Source organism: Streptomyces sp. NPDC056738 (genome assembly GCF_042790435.1).
In the GTDB taxonomy this organism is placed as follows: Bacteria; Actinomycetota; Actinomycetes; order Streptomycetales; family Streptomycetaceae; genus Streptomyces.
On the sequence record NZ_JBHTZF010000025.1, the window covers coordinates 72,745 to 97,588 of the forward strand.

The following is a 24,844-nucleotide window of genomic DNA, read 5'->3' on the forward strand; positions in this document are numbered from 1 at the left end:
CGAAGTCCCGCTGCTGTCGACTCTATTCGCCTATGAGACCTACGCGTACGTATACAGCGTATGGGGGGTGAATGTTCGGGATTGACCGGAACGGGTCGCGGGGTGATGATGTACGTATACGTCGTAAATATACGTATTTGCACAGTCGTCCATCGGTGGTGATCGTTGATGCTGTACGGGACTTCCGCCCCCCGCTCGGGGCGGCCGGGCGGCACGGTGGCCGACAGGACGGCGCCGCTCCCGAAGGTCGCGCCCGTCGAGGCACTGCCCCCGGCCCCGCTCCTGCCGCGGATCAAGGTCCTGTACGTCGTCACCCGCTTCGGTGCGGGCGCGGGCGACACCACCCTGCTGGCGGCCGAGGGCACGGACCCCGACCGCTACGAGGTGTGGGTCGCCGGAGCGCCGGGCGGTGACCTGTGGGAACCGGCGCGCGCCGCGGGCGTGCGCACCCTGGGGACACCGGGCTTCCGGCACGCGCTGGGCCCCGCCGACGTGCTCGTACTGGGACGGCTGCTGCGGCTCATCCGCCGGGAGCGGTTCACCGTCGTGCACACCCATTCCCCGAAGGGCGGGTCCCTCGGCCGGGTGGCCGCACGGCTGTGCCGCGCCCCCGTCGTGGTGCACACCCTCCACGGACTGAGCTTCCACCCGTACACCGCCCGCCCCGGGCACCCGGCCCACCGCGCCCTGGAGCACGTGACACGGCGACTGGCCCACCGGTTCCCCGCTCTCGCCCCGCGCGTGCCGCGGACGGCGGGGGCCGGGGAGCCTGTGGCGCCGCCGCACCGCGGGGAGGTCCCGCCCGCCGCCGTACGGCCGGGCGACACCCCCGTGACGTTCGACCCGGCGGCCCGCGAGCGGCTCGGCGTCCCGCGCGAGGCGGCACTCGTCGGGACGGTCGGCAGTGCCGGCACCCGGAACAACTCCCTGGCCTTCGTCCGTATGGCGGCCGCGGTCCGTGCGGAACACCCGGACACCGCGTTCGTCATGATCGGGGACGGCCCGCCGGCGGAAGAGGTGCGACGGCTCGCCGCGGACCTCGGCGTCGAGGTGACGCTCACCGGACCGCGTCCGGACGCCGACCGGCTCGTGGCCGGACTGGACGTGTTCGTGACCACCTCCCTGTACGAAGGTCCGGGCCGGGCGCTCACCAGGGCCCTGGCCGCCGCCCGTCCCGTCGTCGCGACGGCCGTGAGCGGGGTGCCCGACCTGGTGGAGCACGGAGCCACGGGACTGCTCGTGGCACCGGCCGACCCGGCCGCCACCGCACGCGCGGTGGGCTGGCTTCTCGACCACCCGCGCGAGGCGACCGAGATGGGCCGCCAGGGCAGCCGCCGGGTCCGCGGCCCCGTCGTGTCCGAGCCCGCCGTCACGTCCGAGGCCCGCCCGGGTCCGGAGAGCCGCCTCGCGCCGGACGCCCCCGTGGCACCGGGGAGCCCCCTCGCGTCCGAGGGCCGCCCGGCGCACGAGACCTCCTTCGCCGACGAGAGTTCATCGGCACCCGACCCCGCCCGCACACCCGACACCGCCCGAGCGCCCGGCACCCCGCGCGGGGCCGTCCGCGCCCGCCGCCGCGGACGGACGGGCCTGCCCGGCGGCGGGCGCGTCCCGGAAGGTGCCGCACGCCCCTGAATCCTTCGGTCCCACCGACACCACCCGCCCGGCGGCCACGAGCCGACCACACGCCGACCACGGAGAACGACATGCGTCTGACAGTCATCGGCACCGGATACGTCGGCGCGGTGCACGCCGCCTGCATGGCCGACATCGGACACGAGGTCCTCGGCGTCGACGTCGACGAGGACAGGATCGCCGCCCTGACCGCGGGCACGCCCCCGTTCTTCGAACCCGGCCTGTCCGAGACGCTCATGAGAGCCGTGGACACGGGCCGGCTGCGCTTCACCACCTCACCGGCCGAGGCCGCCCGCTTCGCCGACACGCACTTCGTCTGCGTCGGCACCCCCCAGCATCCCGAGACGGGCGCCGCGGACCTCCGCTATGTGGAGGCGGCCGTGGACGGGCTGGCGTCCGGGCTCCGCGACAGCGGTCACGAACGGGTCCTGGTGGTCGGCAAGTCCACCGTCCCGGTCGGCACCGCGGCCCGCCTCGCCGAACGGCTGCGCGCCACCGCTCCGGGAGCCGACGTGGCCTGGAACCCGGAATTCCTGCGCGAGGGCTGCGCCGTCCAGGACACCCTGCGGCCCGAACGCATCGTGGTCGGCACCCGGAAGGGCGCCGACTGGGCCGAGGCGCGGCTCCGCGAGATCTACGCGCCGCTGCTGGATGCGGGCGCCCCGTTCATCGCCACCGACCCGGCCACCGCCGAACTGGTGAAGGTCGCCTCCAACTCCTTCCTCGCCACCAAGATCTCCTTCATCAACGCCATGGCCGAGATCTGCGAGGCCGCCGGGGCCGACGTGCTCACCCTGGCCGAGGCGATGGGCCGGGACTCCCGCATAGGACCCCGATTCCTCGCCCCCGGACTCGGATTCGGCGGGAGCTGCCTGCCCAAGGACATCCGGGCCTTCGCCACCCGCGCCGAGGAACTCGGACGCGGCGGCTCCGTCGCCTTCCTGCGCCAGGTCGACGAGATCAACACACGGCAGCGACTGCGCACCGTCGACCTCGCGGCGCGCCTTCTGGGAGGCTCCTTCACCGGCCGGAGCGTCGCGGTGCTCGGTGCCGCCTTCAAGCCCGGCAGCGACGACGTCCGGGACTCGCCCGCGCTCGTGGTCGCCGACGAGATCCGCCGCCGCGGCGCACAGGTCCGCGTGCACGACTTCGAGGCGATCGACAACGCCCGAGTGGCGTACCCCGCGCTCCAGTTCGCCCTGGACGTGACCAAGGCCTGCGAGCGGGCCGACGTCGTCCTGCACCTCACCGAGTGGCCCCAGTACCGGGACCTGGACCCCGCCGCGCTCGCGACGGTCGTGCGCTCCCCGGTGCTGGTGGACGCCCGGAACACCCTGGACCCGGAACGGTGGGGCTCGGCGGGATGGGCGCTGCACGCCCTGGGCCGTCCGGGACCCACCTGACCTGCGGGAGGAGAGACCATGCGTGTCGTCGTGTCCGGCGGAAGCGGCTTCCTGGGATCGCATCTGTGCGAGGCCCTGCTGAACCGAGGTGACAGCGTCTGCTGTCTGGACAACCTGTCCTCGGGCCGCCCCGCCAACATCGCACCGCTCCGGCACGATCCCCGGTTCGCCTTCGAGGCGTGGGACGTCACCGAGCCGTTCAGCGTCTCCGGGAACGTGGACGCCGTGGTGCACCTCGCGAGCCCCGCCTCGCCCGTCGACTACCAGCGCTTCCCGCTGGAGACCCTGGCCGCGGGCAGCAGGGGTACCGAGAACCTGCTGCGGCTCGCCGACCGGAACTCGGCCCGGTTCGTCCTGGCCTCCACCAGCGAGGTCTACGGCGATCCCAAGGTGCATCCGCAGGACGAGTCGTACTGGGGACACGTCAACCCGATCGGACCCCGCAGCGTCTACGACGAGGCCAAGCGCTACGCCGAGGCCCTGTCCATGGCGTACCGGCGGTCCCGCGCGGTCGACGTGGGGATCGTCCGCATCTTCAACACCTACGGCCCCCGCATGCGCTCCTACGACGGCCGGGTGGTCTCCAGTTTCATCCGCCAGGCCCTCGCCGGCGAGCCCCTGACCCTCTTCGGGGACGGCAGCCAGACCCGCAGCTTCTGTTACGTCGACGACCTCGTCCGGGGTCTGATGGCCATGGTCGACTCCCACCGGCCGGGCCCGTTCAACCTCGGGAACCCCAACGAGAGGACCGTGCGCGAGCTCGCCGAGCTCGTCGTGACGATCACCGGATCGCGCAGCGGGCTGCGCTTCCTGCCCCTGCCCGTCGACGACCCGGTCCGGCGGCGTCCCGTCGTCTCCCGCGCCCGGGAAGCGCTCGGGTGGTACCCGAGGGTGTCCCTACAGGACGGTCTGCGGCACACCGTCGACTGGTTCGCGGCGCAGTCCCGGGGAACCACGCGGCCCTACGAGCCGTCCCCCGTGGGACGGTCTTCGTGACGGGGCCAGGAGGCGAACTCCCGTGGCGCGGACATATGCTCAAGGGGCTGCAATCTCCACGGCAGCGCGGCTTCGATCATGAACGCACCCATCGAGGACTACGCCCTCATCAGCGATCTGGAAACCGCTGCCATGGTCGGCAGAGACGGCTCCATCGACTGGCTGTGCCTGCCCCGGTTCGACTCCCCGGCCTGTCTGGCCGCGATGCTGGGCACGGAGGACAACGGATTCTGGCGGATCGCGCCGGCCTCCCGCGCGGTGCGCGCTCCCTGTACCGGCCGCGCCTACCGGCCGGACACGCTCGTCCTGGAGTCCCGCTGGGAGACGCCCACGGGCGCCGTCCGCGTCATCGACTTCATGCCGCCGCGCAGTCAACTGCCGTGCATCGTGCGCATGGTGGAGGGGCTGTCGGGCTCCGTGACGATGCGCAGCGAACTGCGGCTGCGCTTCCACCAGGGCAGGGTCGTGCCGTGGATCCAGGCCGGTGAGGCCTGTACGGTCGCGGTCGCCGGGCCGGACGCCGTGTGGCTGAACGCCGAGGGCATGGAGGCACGGCCCGGAGGCGAGGCCTCCACCGTCCACGAGTTCACGGTCCTGGCCGGGCGCAGGACGACCCTGACGTTCGTCTGGGCACCCTCGTACGTCCCGGAGCCGCCCGCGCCGCTGTCGGTTCCGGCGGAGACGGTGCTCAAGGAGACCGGTGACTTCTGGCGGCGCTGGACCGCCCAGTGCCACTACCAGGGGCCCTGGCGCGACGCCGTCGTGCGGTCCCTGATCACCCTCAAGGCGCTCACCTACGCGCCGACCGGGGGCATCGTCGCGGCCCCGACGACCTCGCTGCCCGGCCGCATCGGCGGCGAGCGCAACTGGGACCACCGCTTCTGCTGGCTGCGTGATTCCGCGCTGACGCTGTCGTGCCTGCTGCGCGGCGGCTACCGCGAGGAGGCCACGGCCTGGCTGGGCTGGCTGCTGCGGGCCGTCGCGGGGGACCCCGCCCACATCCAGACCGTGTACGGCGTCGGCGGACAGCGGCTGCTGCGGGAGACGGAGGCGCCGTGGCTGCCGGGCTACGAGGGCTCGCGGCCGGTCCGCTTCGGGAACTCGGCCATGAGCCAGTTCCAGCTCGACGTGTACGGCGACGTGCTCGACGCGCTGCTGCTGTCGCTGCGGGCGGGCATCCCCATGCCCCGTCAGGTGTGGAGCCTGGTGGAGGCCATGATGGGCCAGCTCCGTCTGCACTGGCGCGAGCCGGACCAGGGCCTGTGGCAGGTACGCGGCCCGGCACGGCAGTTCGTCCACTCCAAGGTGATGGCCTGGGTGGCGGCGGACCGCGCGCTGCGGATGGGCGAGCTGCTCGGCAAAAACGGGTCCTCGGACGTCTGGCGGGCGCTGCGGGACGAGGTGCACCGCGAGGTGTGCCGGGAGGGCTGGGACGCGGGACGCGGGTCCTTCGTCCAGTCCTACGGTTCGCCGGCGCTGGACGCCTCGGCGCTGCTGATCCCCCGGCTGGGCTTCCTGCCCGCGGAGGACGAGCGGGTGCGAGGCACCGTGCGGGCCATGCGGGAGCTGAGCGACGGAGGATTCGTGCGCCGGTACGCGCCGAACGGGCAGGGCGTGCACGGGGTGGACGGGATGCCCGGCGGCGAGGGCGCGTTCGTCGCGTGTTCCCTCTGGTACGCCGACGCGCTCGCCGCGAGCGGACACCGGGAGGAGGCGACGGAGGTGTTCGAGCGCGTCCTGGCGATCCGCAACGACCTCGGTCTGCTGTCGGAGCAGTGGGACCCCGAGGCCGGCCGCCAACTGGGCAACGCGCCGCAGGCGTTCAGCCACATCGCGCTGGTGGAGACGGCGTTCCTGCTGTCGGAGTGATCAAGCCGCCGCTGTCGGCGTGACCGAGCCGCCCGTGATGGAGCCGTCAGGGGGTGAGGGCGGGTGTCGACGGGGGAGTTCGGGTGTCAGTCCTTGCCGGAGGAACGCCGGGCGGACCCGGCGTAGCCCTGCGGGTTGAGCTGGATGAACCGCCACGCGTCCCGGCACATGTCGGCGAGGTCCCGTGAGGGGTGCCAGCCCCAGGCGCGCGCCACGGCCGAGGCGTCCGCCACGAGTTCGGCGACATCGCCCGGACGGCGCCCGACCATCTCGTACGGCAGCGGTCTGCCACATTCCGCGGAGAAGGCGGCGATCACGTCGAGGACCGAACTCCCCTTGCCTATGCCGAGGTTGTACACGTGCATGCCCCGCTCGTCGGCGAGGTGGTCGAGGGCGACGCGATGGGCCTCGACGGTGTCCATGACGTGCAGATAGTCGCGGATCGCCGTCCCGTCCGCCGTCGGGTAGTCGTCACCGAAGACGCGGAGGCGTTCCTGCCGCCCGATGGCCACCTGGGCCAGAGCCGGCAGCAGGTTCTCGGGGGAGTCGCCGGGGTCCTCGCCGAGGAGTCCACTGGGGTGGGCGCCCGCCGGGTTGAAGTACCGCAGACACAGCACGGTGTACTCCGGGTGGCGGCGGCAGACGTCGGCGAGGATCTGCTCGCAGATGACCTTGGAGGCGGCGTACGGATTCGTCGGCCGGGCCGGGGTCGACTCGTCGAGGGGTCCGCGGCCGGCGTCGCCGTACACGGAGCAGGACGAGGAGAAGACGAGCTGGTGCACGCCGTGCTCGTGCATGGTGTTCAGCAGCGCGGTCGTTCCGCCGACGTTGGTGTCGTAGTACTCGATGGGCATCCGCGTCGACGTGCCGACCGCCTTGTGGGCCGCGAAGTGAAGGACGGCGTCCACGGAGTGACGGTCGAAGACGGCCGAGAGCGCGCGGCGGTCACGGATGTCCAGCTCGTAGACGGTGCCGAGGAAGCGGCCCGCGATACGTTCCACCCGGGCGAAGACCTGTGGGCTGCTGTTGGAATAGTCGTCGACCACGATCAGCTCGTAACCGTGGTCGAGCAGTTCGACGCAGGCGTGACTACCGATGAATCCTGCGCCGCCCGTGACGAGAATGGTCGAGGGGGCGCTCATGTGCCCGGCTCCTTCGTGTGCGCTCGGGCGGCGGTCGGGTGAAGCCAAAGATCAAACGACGTATGTTTACGACGTATATGTACAACTTTGCACCGTTCCGCCCCCTCCGTCAAGTGGCGGCGGGCCCCCGTGGCCGTCGGGCCGGCCGTCGGGCCGGACGGCCGGTCGGGCTCCCGCCGCCCGGCTCGGTCAGCCGGCCAGCTCCCGGGCACGCCGGGCCGCCTGGCCCACCGGAGCGCGGTGCACGGGCCCGTGTCCGGGCAGCAGCACGTCGGCCTCGAGGGTCTCGATCCGTTCGAGCGAGGCGAGCGCTCCGGCCCGCTCGGTGTCGAACATCCTGGGCAGGAGCTGGGGCCCCCGTATCCGCGAGGTGGGGTGCCCGCTCACCAGGGCGTCACCGGAGATCAGTACGCCGGCCTGCGGCAGGTGATAGACGCAGTGGCCGGGTGTGTGGCCCGGCGTGTGCACCGGGACGGGCCGCCCCGGCAGGTCGAGCGGGCCCGCGTGCGGGAAGGCCTCGGGCTTCGTCATGGCCACGTCCGCCGTGCCGCCGGAACGCAGGGCGTGCACCATCCAGGGCAGCACGCCGGGGCGCCACGCCTGCCGCACCACCTGTCCGACGCTCACCTGGTGGAGGAACTCACGGCGCGCGTGCGGCACCTCGGTCTCGTGGAGCTGGACCGGAGTGCCGTAGGTGGCGTTCAGGAACTCGGCGGAGCCGAGGTGATCGCTGTGGGCGTGGGTGATGAGCACGGCGGTCACCGCCTCGGGCGCGTGGCCGAGGGTCTTCAGTGACGCCAGGAGCCTCTCGCGGTCCCCGGGGTATCCCGTGTCGATCAGGGTGACGGAGTCGCCCTCGGACAGCACCACCCAGTTCGTGTTGCTGCCGTGCACCAGATGGACTCCGGGCGCTGCTTCGACGATCGTTTCCTCGCTCATGACCATCCTGACGTCGGACAACCGCTGCAAGCCCAAGGGGCTCTGACAGGGCAAAAGGTATCGCGAACGCGGGATGCGACCGGAGGCGGAGCCGGGTCCGGGCCGGGTCCGGGCCGGTCCCGAGCGGGGACCGAGCGGGGACTGGGCCGGGAGGCGATCCGGGACCGCGCGCCGGCCCGTGGAATCGGCCGCCTCAAGTCCGGTGCCGAACTCCGGCTCGGCGGAAGGGAAAACCTCCGTGCCGAGCTCCGCCCGGCCGGACCGGTCGCGGAAAGCCCGGTCCCGCGCCCCGGCCCGCCGGAAGGGGAAACCCCCGTCCCGCGCCCCGCCCCGCCGGGCCGGTCTCGGAAAGCCCGGTCCCGCGCCCCGGCCTGCCGGGCCGGTCGCGGAGACCCCGGTGCCGCGCCCCGCCCCGCCGGACCCGTCTCGGAAAACCCGGTGCCGAGCCCCGGCCCCGTTCCCTACACTCGCCACGGAATCGCACACCACCGCTCCCGGTGACGTGTGCGCCGTGACGAACGAGGGGAGCCGGGCCGTGCGTTACCGCACCGCTGTCGTCGTCCCCCCGTCACAGTACGAGGTGATCCTCGTGTCCTCGTGGGCCCGGTACCGGCTGCGCGGCCGGAACCGGACGCCCGCGACGACTCACTGACCTCCGCCCGCACGCCGGCGACCGCACACCCGGTCGCCGTGCGCCGTGCCCGCGGGAGGTCCGCCACCGCCTGATCCAGGCGTGTCGTCCGGGAATCGCGCCGACCCGTTTCCGGATCGTCCGAAAGGCCCTCGGCCGTGCGTACCGACCTGCACCGTCACCTCACCGACCCCGTCACCGGCCCCCTCGCCGTCGTCCGCAACCTGGGCATCCTCGCCCATGTCGACGCCGGGAAGACCACCGTGACCGAACGGATCCTCTATCTCACCGGCACCATCCACAAACGGGGCGAGGTCCATGACGGCACCACCGTCACCGACTTCGACCCGCAGGAGCGCGACCGCGGCATCACCATCTTCGCCGCGGCCGTCACCTGCGCCTGGGACGGCCACCGGATCAACCTGCTCGACACCCCGGGACACGTCGACTTCTCCGACGAGGTCGAGCGCTCGCTCCGCGTCCTCGACGGAGCCGTCGCGGTGTTCGACGCCGTGGCGGGCGTCGAGCCGCAGAGCGAGTCGGTGTGGCGGCGGGCCGACCGGCACGGCGTCCCGCGGATCGCCTTCGTGAACAAGCTGGACCGCGCGGGCGCCGACCTGGACGCCGCCGTCGACTCGATCCGCGAGCGGCTGCATCCGGCGCCCCTGGTCGTCCAGTTGCCCATCGGCACGGAGGACGCCTTCACCGGCGTGGTCGATCTGCTGCGGATGCGCGCGCTGGTGTGGGCCGACGGCGCCGAGTCCGCCGAGGAGATCCCGGTGCCGCGGGACCTGCTGGAGGAGGCCCGGCGCCGGCGCCGGCTCCTGGAGGAGGCGGTGGCGGAACTCCATCCGGCGGCCCTGGAGGAGTTCTGCGTCAGCTCCACCCTCTCGGCACGGACCCTGGCGTCCGCGCTGCGCGACCTGACCCGTACCGGTGAGGGCGTCGTGGTGCTGTGCGGCTCGGCCTACCGCAACCGCGGTGTCGAACCACTGCTGGACGCCATGGTGGCCTACCTGCCCTCGCCCCTCGACGTGCCCGCCGTCCGCGGCACGCACCAGGGCGCGGAGCGGGAACGGGAGGCGGACCCGGCGGCACCGTTCGCGGGCCTGGTGTTCAAGGTGAACGCCACCGCGACCGGACGGATGACGTACCTGCGTGTCTACTCGGGCACGGTGGAGAAGGGACAGACGGTGCTGGACGTCGGCACGGGGCGCACCGAGCGGATCGCCCGCATCCTGCGCGTACGGGCCGACCGCCACGCGGCGCTGGAGCGCGCGGTGGCCGGTGACATCGTCGCCGTGATCGGGCCGAAGTCCGCCCGGGCCGGGGCGACCCTGTGCGCCCCCGGGGCGCCGCTGCTCCTCGAACCGCCGGTCGTCGCCGATCCGGTGGTGTCCGTCGCGGTCGAGGCGCGCACGAGCACCGAGACCGACCGCCTGGTGACGGCGCTGGCGCGGCTGGCCGAGGAGGATCCCTCCCTGGTCGTCCGCACCGACCCCGAGACCGGGCAGACGGTGCTGTCGGGCATGGGAGAACTGCATCTGGAGGTGGCGGTGGAGAAGATCCGGCGCGCCCACGGGCTCGACGCCGCCGTCGGGCGGCCGAGGGTGGCCTACCGCGAGACGGTCGCCCGCGGGGTGTCGGGGCTGGTGTACCGGCATGTCAAACAGGACGGTGGCGCCGGGCAGTTCGCCCATGTCGTCCTCGACGTGGAACCGCTGGGGACGGACCCGGGCGGTACCGGGGAGGCGGCGACGGGCTTCGTCTTCGGTTCGACGGTCGTCGGCGGCCGGGTGCCGCAGGAGTACGTCCGTGCCGTGGAGGCGGGCTGCCGGGACGCGCTCGCCGAGGGGCCCCTCGGCGGTCACCCGGTGACCGGGCTGCGCGTCACCCTCACCGACGGGGCGACCCATGCGAAGGACTCCTCGGAGATGGCGTTCCGCGCGGCCGGCCGGTTCGGGCTGCGCGAGGCGCTGCGCGCCAGTGCGATGGTCCTGCTGGAGCCGGTGGCCGAGGTCACCGTCACCGTGCCCGAGGAAGCCGTGGGCGGAGTGCTCGGCGACCTCGCGGCCCGGCGCGGCAGGGTCTCGGGCTCGCTCACCCGCGGGAGCACGTCGGTGATCACCGCCACCGTGCCGCTGGCCGAACTCTTCGGCTACGCGACCCGGTTGCGCAGCCGGACCCAGGGCCGGGGCGTGTTCACGACCCGCCCCGCCGGCCTCGCCCCGGCCCCCGCCCAGGGAGCGCCCGCCCGGTGACCCCGAGCGGTCCCGTTCCCGAGGACGCCCGCTGAGGACGGCTGTTGAGGAAGCCCGTCGAGGACGGCTCCGCCCCGAGAAGGGCGGGGCCGTTCTCGCGTCAGCCCATCTGGTCCTCGTCCGAGAGGTGTTCGACCGTCTTCCCGGTCGCGGTGAAGGTGCGGGTCACATGGCCCGAGGAGTAGACCCACAGGATGCGCAGCGGCCCGTCGCCGATGTTCCTGAAGAGATGGGGGACGGGGGAGGGGACGTACGTGGTGTCGAAGCGCCTCAGCTTCGTCACCTCACCGTCGACGACCACCTCCGCCTGGCCCTCCAGGATCGTCACGTGCTCGTCGCAGTTGTGGGAGTGCAGAGGGGCTCCGGAGCCGACCGGGTAGACGCTCATCCCGCTGGTGACGCGGTTCTCCCCGCCGGCCGAGCGGGTGGTGATGAGCGGCGTCGTCACGACGGCGCCGCCCCGGTCCAGCAGGGGCACGGACGCGGCTTCGATGATCGTGGTCATCCGGAGTTCCTCTTCGGTCGACGGTGATGCGTCGACCGACGTTAGGTCGCGTGTCCGTGAACGGGTGCCGTCCGGCGTGCAGTTTTACCTTGCATTCCAGGGAGGGTGAGCTTTCCGCGCCCGGCTGTACCGTCCACTGGCATCGCACGGCATACCCGTACGTGCCGGAAACACGCCGGAAAGAAAAGGCAGGTAGCAGCCACATGAGGCTCCCCGTTCTGACCGATGAGGACATGGAACCGCGCCAGCGGGAACTAGCCGCCCGCATCGCCGGCCGGCGCGGCGCCGTCCGCGGTCCCTTCCGGGTCTGGCTGCACAGCCCGGAGATGTGCGAGCGCGCCGAATCGCTCGGCGCCTTCGCCCGGTTCGACTGCGGTCTGCCCCGGCATCTGCGCGAACTGGCCCTGTTGATGGCCGCCCGGAACTGGGACGCCCAGTACTCCTGGAACGCGCACGTGGACCAGGCCGTCGAGGCGGGCGTCCCCGAGGCCGCGGTGAAGGCCGTCGCCGAGAGGCGGGAGGCGGTCTTCGACGACGAGGCCGACCAGGCCTTCTACCAGTTCTGCCGGGAGGTCCTCGAAGAGCACTTCGTCCGCGACGACACCTTCGCCCGGGCGCTCGGCCACTTCGGCCCCAGGGGCCTGGTGGACACCATCGGCGCGCTCGGCAACTTCACCATGCTCGGGATGTGCCTGAACACCTTCCAGGTGGACCTCCAGGCCGACCGCGAGCCCCCCTTCCCCGACATCCGCGGCTACGGGCGTCTGGGCCACGGCGACGGACCGCGGCCGTGACCACCCTCGCGGACCGGGACGCGCAAGGAGGCGCCGCCGTGACCCCAGGAACTCCGACCACGACGGCCGACGGCGCAGGGACCGCCCGTGGACCCGTCCTGCGCGTCCGCGGTGTCACCAAGAACTTCGGCGGCGCCGCCGCGCTCACGGACGTCGATCTCGACCTGTACCCCGGCGAGGTCCACGCGCTCATGGGCATGAACGGCGCCGGGAAGTCGACGCTGGTGCAGATCCTCTCCGGGGTGCACCAGGCCGACTCCGGCACCGTCGAGGTCGACGGACACACCCAGCACGCACTGACCGTCCGCAGGGCCCGACGGCTCGGCATCGCCTCGGTCCCCCAGCGCCGCGAACTGGCGATGGGCCTGAGCGTCGCGGAGAACGTCATGCTCGGCGACCTGCCCACCCGGCGCGGCGCGGTGCACTGGAGGACGCTCAAGTCCGAGGCCGCGCGGGCCCTTTCGGGGCTCGGCATCGACATCGACGTGGACCGGACCGCGGGTTCGCTGAGCGTCGCCGAACAGACCATGGTCGAAGTGGCCCGCGAGGTGCGCCGCGGCGGCCGGATCCTCGTCCTCGACGAGCCGACCGCCTGCCTGAGCGCCGAAGCCGCCCGCCAGATCAGGGAGTTGGTGCGCACCCTGCGCGACGAAGGTGTCGCCGTCGTCTACATCTCGCACTACATCGATGAGGTGATGGCCGTCGCGGACCGCCTCACCGTGCTCCGCGACGGAGCCGTGGTGCGCAGCGCGCCGGCCGCCGAGCTCGACCCGGACGCGCTGGTGCGCGCCATGGTCGGCCGCGACGTCGTCTCGCGCCGCTCGGAGCGCCCCGCCCCCAAGGACGAGATCGGCCTCGCGGTCCGCGCGCTCAGCGACGGCCGGGCCGTGCGGGGCCTGGACGTCGAGGTGCGCAGGGGTGAGATCGTCGCGGTCCTCGGACCGGCCGGCGACGCGCAGTCCCGACTCTTCGACCTGCTCTCCGGCCGCCGCCGCCCCGACTCCGGCGAACTCCTCGTCGACGGGGCCCCGGTGCCCTTCGGCCGGGTGCACGCCTCGCTCGCCGGCGGACTGCGCTGCGTCACGGGCGACCGACGGGCCCTCGGACTGGTGCCGGGCATGTCCCTGGACGAGAACCTGATGCTCGCCGGCGACCGCTTCGCCCGCAGACGACTGCACCGACGGGGCGAACTCGCCCGCCGCGCACGGCCGCTGCGGCGCAGCTACGGAGTCGTGTCGCTCGCCGGCAACCCGCCGGTGAGCGCCCTGTCCGGCGGCAACCAGCAAAAGGTGCTGCTCGCCAAGTGGCTGCAGACGGAGCCGGTCGCCTGCTTCCTCGAAGACCCCACGAACGGCGTGGACATCGCCGCCATGGCCGACATCCACGCCCTGATCGACGACCTCGCCTCGCGCGGCGCGGCCGTGCTGCTCGCGTCCTCGTCCGCCGAGGAGGTCATGCGGCTCGCCGACCGCGTGATCGTCGTCAGCGCGGGCCGCCCGGTCGCCGAGCACGACATCACCGCCATCACCCGCGACGAACTCGTCGCCACCGCACTCGGAGGTCAGCCCCAGTGAGCGTCAAGACACGTCCCGCCGCGCCGCGGGTCGCGGACCCGCAGGGCCGGAGGGGGCCGGGGAACCGCCTCGGCGCGCTGCGCCGCGCCCCGCACACCGGCCTGACCGCCGTCCTGGCCGTCGTGGTGGTGGCCACCGTGCTGCGGACCGACGCGTTCGCCACCGACACGAACGTGATCAACATTCTGCGGCAGGTGAGCGTCACCGCCGTGATCGCGGCCGGCCTGACCCTGCTCATGACCGCGGGCGGCATGGACTTCTCCATGGGCAGCAACGTCTCCGTCACCACCGCCCTCGGCGCGCAGATGCTGTCGCACGGCCACTCCACCGTCCTCACCGTGGTGGCCACGATCGCCCTCGCCACGGCGATCGGCCTGGTGAACGGGCTCGTCGTGACGTTCACCAACGTCGCCCCGTTCGTCGTCACCCTGGCCACGGCCACCCTGCTCGACGGTGTCGCGCTGCTCGTGCTCGACAGCGTCAGCGTCTCCATCGGCACCCGGATGTTCCCGCTGGGCAACGACAAGATCCTCGGCATCCCCTACCTGCTCGTGCTCGCCGTCCTGGTCCTCGTGGCGACGGCCCTGGTCATGCGGTTCACCGTGTTCGGCCGGGACGCCTACGCCATCGGCGGCAACGAGCACGTGGCCCGGCTCAGCGGCATCGACGTCACCGCCCGCAAGCTCACGCTGTACGCCCTCACCGGTGCCCTGTCCGGTCTGGCCGGTCTGATGCTGCTGTCCCGGCTCGGCTCCAGCAGCCCCGGCACGGGCGGACTCTCCGTCCAGCTCACCGCGGTCGCCGCGGTGGTCATCGGCGGCACCTCGCTGGCCGGCGGCCACGGCACCGTGATCGGTACCGCGCTCGGTGTCGTGCTCCTCGGCGTCGTGGCCAACGCGCTGAACCTCCTTCAGGTCTCCAGCAATTACCAGCCGGTCTCCGTGGGCGGGGTCCTGCTCGTCGCGGCCGTGGCCAACGAGTTCCACAAGGCCCGTTCCGCACGGAACTGACGCCGCCCGCGTCACCTCACCCATTCCCGTCCCGTCGCAGGCGATTTCCTTCTCCCGCATTCCGAAGGCGATCCCCCCTGCCCTTTTCCCGTCCTGAAAGGCGTACGACCATGAGACTTTCCGTCCGTACCCGCCGCGCCCTGATCGCCGCGGCCGCCGGCACCACCCTGGTGCTGAGCGGCTGTGCCGAGAACGACAACGCCGCCTCGGCCGGGGCGAGTTCCGGTTCCGTCACGCTCGGATTCGTCAACGGCGCCGACACCGCGTTCCACACGTGTCTCCAGAAGGCCGTCGAGCAGACGGCGAAGTCGGAAGGAGCAAAGGTCTACACGGCCAATTCCCACCAGAACGCCGGGACCGAACTGTCCAACATCGAGGACATGATCTCCCGCGATGTCGACGCGCTGATCGTGCAGACCGTCAACGTCGACTCGCTCGACGGGGACATCGCCAAGGCCAAGGCCTCCGGCATTCCGATCTACCTGACCTCGGTCGCCCCCGCCCAGGCCAACGACATCCTCGGCGCGGCCGTCGTCGACCTCCAGAAGGTCGGTGCCCTGGACGCCGACTGGGTCGGAAAGGACGCGGACGGCGAGAACGTGAAGGTCGGCGTGGTCGCGGGCGCGCCCGGCGCGGCCTCCGACCTGCTCGTGGGCGGGTTCACCAACGAACTGCCGGCCAACGCGAAGGTCGTGGCGAACCAGCCCGGCATGTTCAACCCGGTCAAGGCCCAGGAGGTCGCCGAGAACATGATCCAGGCGCACCCGGACCTGGACTACGCCTTCGTCGCCAACGAGGAGATGGGTTTCGCCGTCCGCAAGGCGTTCGACGCAGCCGGGGCCAAGGACGTCAAGATCGTGACCGTCAACGGCACCGACGAGGGGCTGGCCGCCGTGAAGGACGGCCGGTTCTCCGCGACCGTGTCCAACTCGGCCATGGTCATCGGCCGGACGGCGGTGGAGAGCACCATCGGTCTGCTGGGCAAAGAAAAGGTTGACAAGATTGCCAACATTCCTCTTCTCTTGGTCACCAAGGACAACCTGACCAAGGCCCCGCAGTACTGCCCCACGTCGTAGCGCCCGCACGCCCGAACACCGGCACCGCCGCCGGGGCCCACCCCTGGCAGTCGTGGGCCTCCGGAGGGAACCATGGACCGCTTGCTCCTCATGCACAGCTTCGTCACCGTCGCACAGGTCGGCAGCTTCAACGGCGCCGCCAAGAAGCTGGGCTCCTCCGGCTCCCTGGTCTCACGCCACGTCGCCGAACTGGAACGACAGGTGGGCGTCAGGCTGGTCAACCGCACGGCCCGTTCCGTCAGCCTCACCGAACCCGGCCGGCGCTACGCCGACTTCGCCGCGCGGATCCTGGAGGAGATCGAGGCCGAGGACGCGGGGATAGCCCAGCTCCACGACCGCGCCGAGGGCACGCTCAGCATCATCTGCCCCAAGTGGATCGGGAGCCTGGATCTCGGCGACGCGATCGCCGCGTTCTCCGCCTCCCACCCGAGGATCCAGGTCCGGTTCGAACTGGGCGGCATGTCCGACCGGACCTACGACTTCCTCGACAGCGGGTTCGACGTGGCCTTCCACACCCGGGATCTGAGGGACTCCAGCGTCCGCCTCAAGAAGATCGCCTCACTGCCGTTCGTCCTGTGCGCCTCCGAGACGTACCTCGAACGCGGCGGACCGCTCACCGAGCCGAACGGGATCGCCGCCCACGAGTGCCTCGTGCACGTCAACGACCCGGTCTGGCGCATCGGTCACGGCCACGCCTCCACCCTGCACAAGATCCGTAACGTCGCCTTCTCGTCGAACTCGTACATCGCGCTGCAGAAGGCCGCCGTGCACGGGCGCGGCATCGCCCTGCTGCCCCAGCGGTCGGCGTACGACGATCTCATCTCGGGCGCCCTCCAGGTCCTGCTGCCCGAACTCGCCGTCCCCGACCGCCCCTTGTACGCGATCTACGGCCCGGGACAGGGCACACCGCGCAAGGTCAGCGTCTTCCTGGATTTCCTCACCGCGTGGTTCTCCCAGAATCCCATTCCGGCCATCCGCTCCTGAAAACCATCCCGTGCGGAACATCCCGAACGGATCCGTCCGTACGGCATTCCCCGGCCGCAAGAAACGATTGCGCATTCCGTCGAACCCGGACCGTTGAGCCCGCCGGAGCCGGAAACCTACGCTCACCAGGCGACCCGCGAAACGAGGAACCCATGGGAATCCAGAGAATCGAATCGGTCACCTACAGCGTCGACGACCTGGACGAATGCGTCCGGTTCTTCGACGACTTCGGGCTCTTCGCGCTGGAACGGACCGACGAGCACGCCGTGTTCGAGACCCGCACCGGCCAGACCCTCCACCTCGACACCGCACCGGGCAGCCCGCTCCCGCCCCCGGTGGAGGACGGACCCACCCTGCGGGAAGTGGTCTGGGGCGTCGACACTCCCCGGGAGCTGGAGCGCCTGGCCGCCGCGGCGGGCCGCGACCGCCCGGTCCGGCAGGACGCCGCGGGGGTGTTCCACACCGTGGACGAGACGGGCTTCGGCGCCGGTCTGACCCTCGCCCGGCCCCGGCCCGCCGACCTCACCCCACGGCCCGCCAACGCGTTGGGCAGTGTCACCCGCTGGAACACCGCGCTGGAACCGATCACCCGCGTCCGCCCGCTGCGCATGTGCCATGTGGCGCTCAACATCCGCAAGGAGGGCCGCGAGGAAGCCGTCGCCTTCTACGTCGACCGCCTCGGCTTCCGGCCGACCGACGTCGTCGAACCCATGGGCGTCTTCATGCGGGCACCGGGCGACGACGACCAGCACACCATGCTGCTCTGCCACCGCCCCGACAAGGCCGGCGTCAACCACATCGCCTACGAGGTCCCCGGCTTCGACGACGTCGTCGAGGGCGGCAACCACATGATCGACCGGGGCTGGCGCGAGGCCCGCAGACTCGGCCGCCACACCGTCGGCTCCAACGTCTTCCGTTTCGTGCACGCGCCCTGCGGCGGGCGCGTCGAGTACGCCGCCGACATGGACCGGGTCGACGACTCGTACGAGACCCGCGTCCACACGGCCACCCCTCCGCACCACATCTGGGCCCTGCGCACCAACCGCGACCAGCAGGACGCCTCCGCCTCCTGACCGGGCCCCGGCCCCCGCCCCACCCCCCGGCCTCCGCGCCGCGGGCTCCCACCGTCTCGTCCGCCGGCCTGAGAGGGCTCCCACCCATGACCACCGACCACGGCTATCCCGCCGTCCGCCTGCACATAGCGGGGCAATGGTGCCCGGGCGGCACCGGACGCACCGCCCCGATCGTCGACCCGGCCACCGAGGAGGTGATCGGAGAGGTCCCCCTCGCCACCACCGCCGACCTCGACCGCGCGCTCGACGCCGCCGCACGGGGATTCAGGACCTGGCGCGACACCCCCGTCGCCGGGCGCACCGCGATCCTGCACACCGCCGCCGACCTGCTCACCGAGCGGGCCGCCGACGTGGGCCGCGTCATGACCCTCGAACAGGGCAAGCCCCTCGCCGAGGCCACCGGGGAGGCCCGCCGCGTCGCCGACACCCTGCGCTGGCACGCCGACGACGCCCGCCGCGCCTACGGCCGCGTCATCCCCTCCGCCCCGGGCACCCTGCTGTCCGTACGCCGTGAACCGATCGGCCCCGTCGCCGCGTTCGTCCCCTGGAACTTCCCGGCCGGCGGACCGATGCGCAAGATCTCCTCGGCCCTCGCCGCGGGCTGCTCCATCGTCATCAAGGCCTCCGAGGAGACCCCGGCCACGGCCGCCGCCCTCGTCCGCTGCTTCGTGGACGCCGGACTGCCGGACGGCGTCCTCAACCTCGTCTTCGGCGAACCCGCCGAGGTGTCGGCCCACCTGATCGCCTCACCGGTCGTCCGTCTCGTCGCCTTCACCGGCTCGGTCCCCGTCGGCAAACTCCTGGCCGCCGCCGCGGGCGCGGTCATGAAGCCGTCCCTGATGGAACTGGGCGGCCACGCCCCGGTGATCGTCTGCGCGGACGCCGACCCGGCCCGCGCCGCCCGCCGCGCCGCCCAGGCCAAGTTCGCCAACGCCGGCCAGGTCTGCACCTCGCCGAGCCGCTTCCTCGTCCACGAGAGCCTCGTCGACGACTTCACCACCGAGTTCGTGAAGGCGGCCGAGGCGGTCGTCGTCGGCGACGGCCTGGCCGACGGCACCACCATGGGCCCCCTCGCCAACGAACGCCGGCTCCGGGCGATGGAACGCCTCACCGCCGACGCCGTGCGCCGGGGCGCCACCGTCCGCACCGGCGGCGAACGCCTGGACCGCGCCGGCTACTTCTTCGCGCCGACCGTCCTCACCGACGTGCCCCCGGAGGCGGACCTGATGCGCGAGGAACCCTTCGGGCCGCTCGCGCCCATCAGCTCCTTCGGCGACCTCGACGACGCGCTGCGCACCGCGAACGAACTGCCCTACGGACTCGCCGCCTACGCCTTCACCGAGTCCGCGGCCACCGCCGAACACCTGGTGCGCGAACTGGAGGCGGGCATCCTCTCGCTCAACCACTGCGGCGGCTCCGTCAGCGAGGCACCCTCGGGCGGCGTCAAGGAGAGCGGCTACGGCAGGGAGGGCGGACCCGAGGCCCTGGACGCCTACCTGATCACCAAGCGCGTCTCCCACCTGCTGGCGGGCTGACCGCCATGCGATACACCCGCGTGTCGGCCGGCGGACGGGCGGTGTGGGGCCGCGTGGGGGAGGAGGACGTCGAGCTGCTGTCCGGGTCCCCCCTGACGTCCAGGGAGCGGCGGACGTACGACGACGACCCCGGCCTCACCGTCATCGGCACCGTGCCCCGGGCCGAGGCCGTCTGGCTGCCGGCCGTCGTCCCGCCCGTGTTCTACGCCGTCGGCCTGAACTACCCACGCCACATCGCGCACTGCGGCGCCGAGGTCCCCACCCGCCCCGAAGTCGGCTACCGCGCCAACAACGCCCTGACCGGCCACGGATCGCCCATCGTCAAACCGGACGGTGTGTCCGGCCGGTTCGAGGCCGAACCCGAACTCGTCGCCGTCATCGGCAGAACGCTGCGGCACGCCACCTACGAGGAGGCCCGCGCCGCGGTCTTCGGCTGGACGATCGGCAACGACGTCAGCGCCCGCGACTGGCAGCACCGGGACCGCACGTTCTGGCGCAGCAAGAACAGCGACACCTTCAAGCCGATGGGTCCCTGGATCGAGACGGACGTCGACGCGCTCGCGCAGACGACCACGCTCCGGGTCAACGGCGAGGAACGGGCCGCGTTCCCGACCGGCGACATGGTCTTCGACCCCTTCGACCACATCGTCGAGATCACCCGGCACATCACCATGCGCCCCGGCGACGTGCTGTGGATGGGCGCCGAGTCGACCTGCCCGATCGAGCCCGGGGACACCGTCGACATCGAGATCAGCGGCATCGGCGTGCTCTCCAACCCCGTACATCCGGAAGGGAATCCCGCATGAGCAAGGCTCCGCTCTACATCCACCACGTCAACTTCCCCACCACCGACCCCGACCGCACCGCCGAGTGGTACACGAAGGTCTTCGGGATGAAGCGCATCATGCCCAGGTCCAACACCCGGGTCGTCCTGATGACCCGCGGCACCTTCGACCTCCATTTCACCCCGGTCGAGGAAATGGAGCGCATGGCGCCCTACCACTTCGCCGTCGAGGTCGAGGACTGGGACGAGTTCCTGGCCCACCTCAAGGAGCTGGGCATCCGGCACACCCGCCCGATCGAACGCCCCGAGAACCAGTCCAAGTTCTGCTACATCCACGACCCCGACCACACCATGATCGAGCTGGTCTTCCACGGCAGGCGCCCCCACTGAGCGCGCGCGGCCAGGATTCCCCTCCCCCGTACCTCCAGGAGCCTTCTCCCATGCCCTTCGCCGACTCCGACGGCACCTCCCTCTACTACGAACGTCACGGCAGCGGACCGGTGATCCTCTTCGTGCACGGCAGCGGCGGCAACCACGCCGCCTGGTGGCAGCAAGTGGCCGCCCTGCGCGAGGAGTTCACCGTCGTCACCCTGGACCTGCGCGGCTTCGGCAAGTCCGACTCCGCCATGCCGGAATTCGACGGCCAGGACTTCCCGGGCGACGTGCTCGCCGTCCTGGAGGCCGAGGACCTCACCGACGTGATGCTCGTCGGCCAGTCCATCGGCTCGGTGGCCGCCCTGCGCGCCGGCCTGCTGCGCCCCGACCGGGTCGGGGCCGTCGTCCTCGGCCACTCCCTCGGCGGCATCAGCCACCCCGAACTGCGCGAACTGGCCGCCGCGGACCGCGCCGAGGCCGTGAAACTCCCCGTCGTCGACCGGCTGCTCACCCGGCGTTTCCAGCGGGAACACGCCGACCGCACGTTCCTCTTCCAGCAGATGGGCACCTTCAACGTCGCCAGGATGGCCGACCTGCGCAATCTCGACACAGACGGTCCCTCGCTGCGCGACATCGAGGAGTCGGGCGTCGCGATCGCCTTCCTCCTCGGCGAGAAGGACGCGGTGCTCAGCGTGAAGACCGTGACCCGCGCCCACGAACTGCTCCCCGCCTCCCGGCTGGAGATCGTCCCGGACGCCCCGCACTCCATGTACTGGGAGACGCCCGGCCCCTACAACCAGGCCGTCGCGCACCTGCGCCGCACCCTCGGACGGAAGGACGCCGCATGAGCAGCCTCACCCTCGACGCCGCCGAGGAGATCGTCACCGCAGCACTGGAGCGGGCCCAGGCGCTCGGCAAGGCGGTCAGCGTCGCCGTGGTGGACGCGGGCGGGTTCGTCGTCAGCGTCCGCCGCTGCGACGGCGCCCGCCCCCTCACCCCGGACATCGCCCGGGCCAAGGCGTACACCGCGGCCGTCATGCAGCGCCCCGGCAGGATGCTGAAGAAGTGGCAGGAGAGCCAGCCGGTGTTCTTCGCCCAGCTCTCCCAACTGCCCGGTGCCGCACTGCCCATCATGGCCGCCGAGGGCAGCGTCACCATCAAGAGGGACGGCGAGATCATCGGCGGACTCGGCATCGCGGGCGGCACCGCGGACGAGGACCAGCGGGTCGCCGACGAGGTCCTCGCGTCCCTCGGCTACGAACTGGAGTTCGCGGCCTGGGGCGTCGCGGGCCCGGCGGCCGGCGACCACGGGAAACCCCGGAGCACCGAGGACACCGGCACGCCAGGCGGCACCGAGTCCGATGGGACGGTCCTGAGCACCGAGGACACCGGCACGCCAGGCGACACCGAGGCCGCCGGTACGGCACGGAACACCGGCAGCGCCGAGACGGCACGGAACGCCGAGAACACCGAGAAGGGTGCCTGAGCCATGGCGGACACGTTCAACTACCGCATCGACCACCACGGCAGCCTGGTCCGCCCGGCCGGCCTGACGAACCCGGGCGACGACCCCGCGGCCCTGGACGACGCGGTCAGGGAGGCGGTCGCGCTCCAGCGCACGGTGCGCTCCACCGTCGTCACGGACGGCGGCTTCCCGTACGAGGACTTCCGCGGTGCCGTCCTCGGCGCCGTGTCCGGCTTCCGCCGTACGGGGGACACCGGGCCCGACGGCCTGGCCCGCTGGGTGGCCGAGGCCCTGCCCAAGGCCGACGGCCCGCTGGTGGCCGACCGGGCGGCCCGGCTCACCGAGCTGACGGTGATCGCGCCCAAGGTGTCCCTGCCCTCCCCGGCCTACCTCGCCGCCACCACCTTCGATCCCGCCCTCGCTGCCTCCGGCGGCCCGTCCTCCGCCCGTGAACTCGGCGAGGCGCTGGCGGAGATCGTCCGCGCGGAGATCGGACTCCTCGTCTCCCGCGGCGTCCGGCTGATCCAGCTCGACAACCCGTTCCTGCTGGGCCACTTGGCGGCCGACCCGGCCGCTCCCGGGGCGCTGACCTTCGAGGACGCGCTCGCCGTGGAGTCCCTCGCGGTGCGCCTGGACGAGCGTCCCGAGGGCGTACGGATCGGGGTCTGCCCCGGCCGGCGGGCACCGGACGCGGTGGACCGGGCCAGGGCGGAGCGGCTGTACGGCGAGGTCCCCGCGGACCGCTGGATCCTCCCGTACGACCGGGGGACGACCGCCGAACTCGACCTGCTCAGGGCGCTGCCGGAGGACCGGGACGTGTGCCTCGGGGTCGTGGACGCCACCAGCCCCGAACCGGAGGAGATCGACACGGTGCTCGCCCGCATCGACGCCGGCGCCGAGATCAAGGACATCGAGGACATGGCCCTTTCGCCGTCCCGAGGCTTCGCCGACGTCGCGACACGACCGCTCCTGACCGCCGAGGACCAGCGCCGCAAACTGGTCCTCGTGGAGACCCTCGCCCGGTACTGCTGGGGCAACGAGTTCTGATCCGGCGACCGGGCCGGCCGGGAGCCACGGGGGGTCTCCCGGCCGGCCGACCCGGGGGACCGGTGGCCCCCGGTCGCGGTCGCGCTCCATGACCGGCGGTTCAGAGCACCTCGGCGAACGTCACCGTGCGTTCCGTCAGCAGCGGCAGGACGACACCCACGACGAACGCCTCGAAGTGTTCCGTCGCCCGGTGCGCCTCGAAGCCCGCGCGGTCGGTGTAGCGCTCGTAGAGCACGAACGAGCCCGGCCGGTCCACCTCGGCGTGCACCTCGTAGGCGAGGTTCGCCGGTTCCGTGGGGGTGAGCTCGCGCATCTTCAGCAGCGCGGCGCGCACGGTGCCGGCGTCGGCGGGCGCGCAGCGGTAGTGGGCGACGACGGCGAAAGCCATGTGTTTCCTCCGGGGGGCGGGCTGTCGGGTCCGCCGATTCCAGCACGTATCCCCTGATGAGCGACCCGTGCGGCGCGCAAGCAATGTGTGCCGCCGCGGGTCTGGCCGACGGGGTCGCCCCTCGTGTGTCCTGCGGACGTCCCACCCGGTTGACCGCGGCCCGCACCGCGGCGGACGAGAGAAGTGATCCTGATGCGAACCCTGGAAACCCTGATCGGCGGGGAGTGGGTGGCGACCGGCGCGTGGATCGACGTCCACGACCCCGCCGATCTGCGCGCCCCGGTGGCCCGCGTTCCCGCGCTGAGCGCCGCCGACGTCACCGAGGCCTACGACCACGCCGAACAGGGCTTCGCGGTCTGGAAGCGCACCAGCCCCTTCGAGCGCGCCCGGATCATGACGGATGCGGCCCGGCTGCTGCGCGAGCGTGTCGCCGAGGTCGCCGAGGACCTGAGCACCGAGATGGGCAAGACCCGCGCCGAGGCGACCGGAGAGACCCTCAAGGCCGCCGACTTCCTCGAGTACTACGCGGGCATCGCGCGCCAGGGCTACGGCACGCTCGTGCACGACGTACGCCCGGACACCCGCACCCACCACCAGCGCGAGCCCCTCGGTGTCGTCCTCGCGATCACCCCCTGGAACGACCCGCTGATCACCCCGGCGCGCAAGCTCGCCCCCTGCCTCGCGGCGGGCGACGCGGCAATCCTCAAGCCGGCCACCGACACACCGCAGGCCGCCCTGCACCTGGCCCGCGCCCTGCACGACGCGGGTCTGCCCGCCGGTGTCCTGGGCGTGGTCACCGGACGCGGCGCGGAGATCTCCGACGCGCTGCTCGGCGACCCGCGCCTCACCGCCGTCACCTTCACCGGCAGCAACGAGGTCGGCGAGGGACTGCGGGCCGCGCTCGCCCACACGAACGTCCGCTTCCAGGGCGAACTCGGCGGCAAGAACGCCACGGTGGTCCTCGCCGACGCCGACCTGGGGGCCTCGGCCAGGGCGGTGGCCGCCGCGGGCTTCGCCCAGGCCGGACAGCGCTGCACGGCCACCAGCCGGGTGATCGTCGAGCGGCCGGTGTACGAGGAGTTCACCGCGCTGCTCCTGGCCGAGACCGCCGCCCTGCGCGTCGGCCCCGGACTCGCCGCGGGCACCACGATGGGACCGCTGGTCAGCGCCCGGCAGCGGGACGGCGTCCTCGCCGACGTCGAACGCGCCGTCAAGCAGGGCGCCGTCGTCCTCGCGGGCGGGGACCGGCCCACGGACGAGGCGCTCGGGCACGGCTGTTACGTCAACCCGACCGTCCTCGGCGAGGTGGCCCCGGACCTCGACATCTGGCGCGAGGAGGTGTTCGGACCGGTCGTCGCGCT

Annotated in this window: 22 protein-coding genes; 18 read left to right on the forward strand and 4 right to left on the reverse strand. The window is 72.3% G+C overall.

Going from position 1 to position 24,844, the window contains the following annotated elements:
* Window positions 1–168 precede the first annotated feature (168 nt).
* From ACFRIC_RS39565 to ACFRIC_RS39580, 4 genes are all read left to right on the forward strand, one after another.
* Window positions 169–1,632: a glycosyltransferase family 4 protein gene (locus ACFRIC_RS39565; protein ID WP_382796609.1), complete on the forward strand. Its 1,464-nt coding sequence runs from the start codon at window positions 169–171 to the stop codon at window positions 1,630–1,632.
* Between the two features lie 71 nt (window positions 1,633–1,703).
* Complete coding sequence (locus ACFRIC_RS39570; protein WP_382796611.1) at window positions 1,704–3,035, forward strand: UDP-glucose dehydrogenase family protein; 1,332 nt, start codon at window positions 1,704–1,706, stop codon at window positions 3,033–3,035.
* An 18-nt stretch (window positions 3,036–3,053) separates the two neighbouring features.
* Window positions 3,054–4,031 carry a UDP-glucuronic acid decarboxylase family protein gene (locus tag ACFRIC_RS39575; protein WP_382796613.1) on the forward strand — a complete coding sequence of 326 codons (978 nt, stop codon included), beginning with the start codon at window positions 3,054–3,056 and terminating at the stop codon, window positions 4,029–4,031.
* Window positions 4,032–4,109: 78 nt separating this feature from the next.
* Window positions 4,110–5,900: a glycoside hydrolase family 15 protein gene (locus tag ACFRIC_RS39580; protein WP_382796615.1), complete on the forward strand. Its 1,791-nt coding sequence runs from the start codon at window positions 4,110–4,112 to the stop codon at window positions 5,898–5,900.
* An 86-nt stretch (window positions 5,901–5,986) separates the two neighbouring features.
* Here ACFRIC_RS39580 and galE read toward each other — a convergent pair whose 3' ends face one another.
* Both galE and ACFRIC_RS39590 read right to left on the reverse strand, forming a co-directional pair.
* Window positions 5,987–7,042: a UDP-glucose 4-epimerase GalE gene (gene galE, locus ACFRIC_RS39585; protein WP_382796616.1), complete on the reverse strand. Its 1,056-nt coding sequence runs from the start codon at window positions 7,040–7,042 to the stop codon at window positions 5,987–5,989.
* Window positions 7,043–7,231: 189 nt separating this feature from the next.
* A complete protein-coding gene (locus tag ACFRIC_RS39590) occupies window positions 7,232–7,981 on the reverse strand; it encodes an MBL fold metallo-hydrolase (protein WP_382796618.1) in 750 nt (249 codons plus the stop codon).
* Between the two features lie 789 nt (window positions 7,982–8,770).
* Between ACFRIC_RS39590 and fusA the strand changes: the two genes are divergently transcribed.
* Window positions 8,771–10,873, forward strand: a complete 2,103-nt coding sequence (gene fusA, locus ACFRIC_RS39595) for an elongation factor G (protein ID WP_382796619.1) — start codon at window positions 8,771–8,773, stop codon at window positions 10,871–10,873.
* A 100-nt stretch (window positions 10,874–10,973) separates the two neighbouring features.
* Here the strand turns inward: fusA and ACFRIC_RS39600 are convergent, their stop codons facing one another.
* Window positions 10,974–11,378, reverse strand: coding sequence for a cupin domain-containing protein (locus ACFRIC_RS39600; protein ID WP_382796621.1), 405 nt, complete (start codon window positions 11,376–11,378; stop codon window positions 10,974–10,976).
* A gap of 203 nt (window positions 11,379–11,581) precedes the next feature.
* Here ACFRIC_RS39600 and ACFRIC_RS39605 point away from each other — a divergent pair, with 203 nt between their 5' ends.
* The 12 genes from ACFRIC_RS39605 (at window position 11,582) to ACFRIC_RS39660 (ending at window position 23,095) form a co-directional block, all read left to right on the forward strand.
* Window positions 11,582–12,172 carry a carboxymuconolactone decarboxylase family protein gene (locus ACFRIC_RS39605; protein WP_382796622.1) on the forward strand — a complete coding sequence of 197 codons (591 nt, stop codon included), beginning with the start codon at window positions 11,582–11,584 and terminating at the stop codon, window positions 12,170–12,172.
* 38 nt (window positions 12,173–12,210) lie between these two features.
* Window positions 12,211–13,746 carry a sugar ABC transporter ATP-binding protein gene (locus ACFRIC_RS39610; protein WP_382796624.1) on the forward strand — a complete coding sequence of 512 codons (1,536 nt, stop codon included), beginning with the start codon at window positions 12,211–12,213 and terminating at the stop codon, window positions 13,744–13,746.
* Window positions 13,743–14,756: an ABC transporter permease gene (locus tag ACFRIC_RS39615; protein WP_382796625.1), complete on the forward strand. Its 1,014-nt coding sequence runs from the start codon at window positions 13,743–13,745 to the stop codon at window positions 14,754–14,756. Before ACFRIC_RS39610 ends, ACFRIC_RS39615 begins: the two co-directional genes overlap by 4 nt.
* 110 nt (window positions 14,757–14,866) lie before the next feature.
* Window positions 14,867–15,832 carry a sugar ABC transporter substrate-binding protein gene (locus ACFRIC_RS39620; RefSeq protein ID WP_382796627.1) on the forward strand — a complete coding sequence of 322 codons (966 nt, stop codon included), beginning with the start codon at window positions 14,867–14,869 and terminating at the stop codon, window positions 15,830–15,832.
* A gap of 72 nt (window positions 15,833–15,904) precedes the next feature.
* Complete coding sequence (locus ACFRIC_RS39625) at window positions 15,905–16,816, forward strand: LysR family transcriptional regulator (RefSeq protein WP_382796629.1); 912 nt, start codon at window positions 15,905–15,907, stop codon at window positions 16,814–16,816.
* Window positions 16,817–16,968: 152 nt separating this feature from the next.
* Window positions 16,969–17,889, forward strand: a complete 921-nt coding sequence (locus ACFRIC_RS39630) for a VOC family protein (protein WP_382796631.1) — start codon at window positions 16,969–16,971, stop codon at window positions 17,887–17,889.
* A gap of 86 nt (window positions 17,890–17,975) precedes the next feature.
* Complete coding sequence (locus ACFRIC_RS39635) at window positions 17,976–19,424, forward strand: NAD-dependent succinate-semialdehyde dehydrogenase (RefSeq protein ID WP_382796632.1); 1,449 nt, start codon at window positions 17,976–17,978, stop codon at window positions 19,422–19,424.
* Between the two features lie 5 nt (window positions 19,425–19,429).
* Window positions 19,430–20,230 carry a fumarylacetoacetate hydrolase family protein gene (locus tag ACFRIC_RS39640; RefSeq protein WP_382796634.1) on the forward strand — a complete coding sequence of 267 codons (801 nt, stop codon included), beginning with the start codon at window positions 19,430–19,432 and terminating at the stop codon, window positions 20,228–20,230.
* Window positions 20,227–20,598, forward strand: coding sequence for a VOC family protein (locus tag ACFRIC_RS39645; protein ID WP_382796636.1), 372 nt, complete (start codon window positions 20,227–20,229; stop codon window positions 20,596–20,598). Before ACFRIC_RS39640 ends, ACFRIC_RS39645 begins: the two co-directional genes overlap by 4 nt.
* 50 nt (window positions 20,599–20,648) lie before the next feature.
* Window positions 20,649–21,431, forward strand: coding sequence for an alpha/beta fold hydrolase (locus ACFRIC_RS39650; RefSeq protein ID WP_382796637.1), 783 nt, complete (start codon window positions 20,649–20,651; stop codon window positions 21,429–21,431).
* Window positions 21,428–22,069 (forward strand): heme-binding protein, encoded by a 642-nt coding sequence (locus tag ACFRIC_RS39655; RefSeq protein WP_382796638.1) that lies wholly within the window; start codon window positions 21,428–21,430, stop codon window positions 22,067–22,069. The genes ACFRIC_RS39650 and ACFRIC_RS39655 overlap by 4 nt, the downstream gene beginning before the upstream one ends.
* A gap of 3 nt (window positions 22,070–22,072) precedes the next feature.
* Window positions 22,073–23,095 carry a methionine synthase II (cobalamin-independent)-like protein gene (locus ACFRIC_RS39660; protein ID WP_382796640.1) on the forward strand — a complete coding sequence of 341 codons (1,023 nt, stop codon included), beginning with the start codon at window positions 22,073–22,075 and terminating at the stop codon, window positions 23,093–23,095.
* A 100-nt stretch (window positions 23,096–23,195) separates the two neighbouring features.
* On the opposite strand, the gene ACFRIC_RS39665 is transcribed toward ACFRIC_RS39660, so the two are convergent.
* Window positions 23,196–23,483 carry a putative quinol monooxygenase gene (locus tag ACFRIC_RS39665; protein ID WP_382796641.1) on the reverse strand — a complete coding sequence of 96 codons (288 nt, stop codon included), beginning with the start codon at window positions 23,481–23,483 and terminating at the stop codon, window positions 23,196–23,198.
* Window positions 23,484–23,675: 192 nt separating this feature from the next.
* Here ACFRIC_RS39665 and ACFRIC_RS39670 point away from each other — a divergent pair.
* On the forward strand, window positions 23,676–24,844 hold a 1,169-nt coding region (locus tag ACFRIC_RS39670), incomplete at its 3' end, for an aldehyde dehydrogenase family protein (protein ID WP_382796643.1).

What these genes read in the sequence shown, in the direction of transcription:
- ACFRIC_RS39660 (WP_382796640.1), top strand. Translation starts at nt 22,073, where the DNA reads ATGGCGGACACGTTCAACTACCGCATCGACCACCACGGCAGCCTGGTC.
- ACFRIC_RS39575 (WP_382796613.1), top strand. Translation starts at nt 3,054, where the DNA reads ATGCGTGTCGTCGTGTCCGGCGGAAGCGGCTTCCTGGGATCGCATCTG.
- ACFRIC_RS39590 (WP_382796618.1), bottom strand. Translation starts at nt 7,981, where the DNA reads ATGAGCGAGGAAACGATCGTCGAAGCAGCGCCCGGAGTCCATCTGGTG.
- ACFRIC_RS39625 (WP_382796629.1), top strand. Translation starts at nt 15,905, where the DNA reads ATGGACCGCTTGCTCCTCATGCACAGCTTCGTCACCGTCGCACAGGTC.
- ACFRIC_RS39620 (WP_382796627.1), top strand. Translation starts at nt 14,867, where the DNA reads ATGAGACTTTCCGTCCGTACCCGCCGCGCCCTGATCGCCGCGGCCGCC.
- ACFRIC_RS39635 (WP_382796632.1), top strand. Translation starts at nt 17,976, where the DNA reads ATGACCACCGACCACGGCTATCCCGCCGTCCGCCTGCACATAGCGGGG.
- ACFRIC_RS39570 (WP_382796611.1), top strand. Translation starts at nt 1,704, where the DNA reads ATGCGTCTGACAGTCATCGGCACCGGATACGTCGGCGCGGTGCACGCC.
- ACFRIC_RS39605 (WP_382796622.1), top strand. Translation starts at nt 11,582, where the DNA reads ATGAGGCTCCCCGTTCTGACCGATGAGGACATGGAACCGCGCCAGCGG.
- galE (WP_382796616.1), bottom strand. Translation starts at nt 7,042, where the DNA reads ATGAGCGCCCCCTCGACCATTCTCGTCACGGGCGGCGCAGGATTCATC.
- ACFRIC_RS39630 (WP_382796631.1), top strand. Translation starts at nt 16,969, where the DNA reads ATGGGAATCCAGAGAATCGAATCGGTCACCTACAGCGTCGACGACCTG.
- ACFRIC_RS39645 (WP_382796636.1), top strand. Translation starts at nt 20,227, where the DNA reads ATGAGCAAGGCTCCGCTCTACATCCACCACGTCAACTTCCCCACCACC.
- ACFRIC_RS39565 (WP_382796609.1), top strand. Translation starts at nt 169, where the DNA reads ATGCTGTACGGGACTTCCGCCCCCCGCTCGGGGCGGCCGGGCGGCACG.
- ACFRIC_RS39640 (WP_382796634.1), top strand. Translation starts at nt 19,430, where the DNA reads ATGCGATACACCCGCGTGTCGGCCGGCGGACGGGCGGTGTGGGGCCGC.
- ACFRIC_RS39655 (WP_382796638.1), top strand. Translation starts at nt 21,428, where the DNA reads ATGAGCAGCCTCACCCTCGACGCCGCCGAGGAGATCGTCACCGCAGCA.
- ACFRIC_RS39600 (WP_382796621.1), bottom strand. Translation starts at nt 11,378, where the DNA reads ATGACCACGATCATCGAAGCCGCGTCCGTGCCCCTGCTGGACCGGGGC.
- ACFRIC_RS39650 (WP_382796637.1), top strand. Translation starts at nt 20,649, where the DNA reads ATGCCCTTCGCCGACTCCGACGGCACCTCCCTCTACTACGAACGTCAC.
- ACFRIC_RS39580 (WP_382796615.1), top strand. Translation starts at nt 4,110, where the DNA reads ATGAACGCACCCATCGAGGACTACGCCCTCATCAGCGATCTGGAAACC.
- ACFRIC_RS39665 (WP_382796641.1), bottom strand. Translation starts at nt 23,483, where the DNA reads ATGGCTTTCGCCGTCGTCGCCCACTACCGCTGCGCGCCCGCCGACGCC.